2 pseudogenes are annotated in these 1,210 nt (G+C 63.2%); both read left to right on the top strand.

From position 1 onward, the window contains the following. Window positions 1–8: 8 nt before the first annotated feature. Window positions 9–989: pseudogene (locus tag ABT116_RS48105) on the top strand (MMPL family transporter); the annotation flags it as partial. A 146-nt stretch (window positions 990–1,135) separates the two neighbouring features. Continuing rightward, window positions 1,136–1,210 (top strand): annotated as a pseudogene (locus tag ABT116_RS48100) (snapalysin family zinc-dependent metalloprotease); the annotation flags it as partial.

Genomic DNA, 1,210 nt, shown 5'->3' with positions numbered 1-1,210 from the left:
TGGATTCGCTGAGCGCCCGATACGTCGTACAGGCACCGGCAGGCACGACGCTGGCGGACCCGGCGAACGTCAAGGCCATGGACGACATGCTCGCGAGTATTCGCGGCATCGACAAGGTCGCCGACTCCGCCAAGGTGGACCCGGCAACTGCCACTCCGGAACAGGCCGCGAAGGCGTTGGTCAATCCGGTTGCCGGCAACGACTCCATGGTTGCGATGTTCAAGGAGAAGGCCGCTGCAGCGGGAACTTCCGAGGCGCAGGCTGTTGACGACGCGCGGGCGTTGTCGCCGCTCAGTGCCGACGGCACAGTCGGGTATGTCGAGGTTCCGTTCAGCGGTGACTTCGCCGATCTCGATCAGGCGTTGCGTGATTCGATCAACTCCGCAGCCGATGTCGGACGGTCCGAAGGGCTCAACGTCCAGGTCAGTGGTTCGGCCGCCCAGGAAGCAGAAATGCCCGGTGGTGTCACCGAGCTGATCGGTATCGCCGTCGCCGCTGTCGTTCTGGCCATCACGTTCGGTTCGCTTGTGGCCGCAGGGCTTCCGCTTCTCACGGCGATCATCGGTATCGCGATCGGCAGCCTCGGAATCACGGTCGCCACCGGATTCATGGATCTGAGTTCCATGACTCCGACGCTGGCGATCATGATCGGTCTGGCAGTCGCGATCGACTACTCGCTGTTCATCATGTCCAGATTCAGGCATGAGCTCACGCTCACCGACAATCGTGCCGAAGCGGCGGGCCGCGCTGTCGGAACTGCCGGTTCCGCAGTGGTATTCGCTGGATTGACGGTCATCATCGCGCTGGTCGCGTTGCGCGTCGTCGGCATCCCGTTCCTTTCGGATATGGGTGCGGCCGCAGCCTTCACGGTTCTGATCGCGGTTCTGATCGCCTTGACCTTGCTGCCCGCGATTCTGGGTATGTTCGGGCGCAAGGCTTTTGCCGGTAAGATTCCCTTCCTCAGCAAGCGTGCAGAGGAGTCCGAGGACGAGGATTCGGGCAAGCCGAAGTTGGCCCTGCGCTTCATCAGCGCCGTCGTGCGTCGTCCGCTCGTACCGCTCATCGGTGGTGTAGTCCTTCTGGGTGCATTGGCCCTGCCCGCAACGGGATTGAGCCTGGCATTGCCGTCGGAGGCGGCTCGTACGCCTCCACCGACGGCCGCGGCAACGGCTACGTCTTCCTGGACTACCGGCAGAACCAGCAGTACGAC

Origin of the sequence: Streptomyces sp. NPDC002130 (assembly GCF_040296465.1) — a bacterium.
GTDB lineage: Bacteria > Actinomycetota > Actinomycetes > Streptomycetales > Streptomycetaceae > Streptomyces.
The sequence above is the reverse complement of the archived record's forward strand: the minus strand, read 5'-3'. Positions and strand labels throughout refer to the sequence as shown.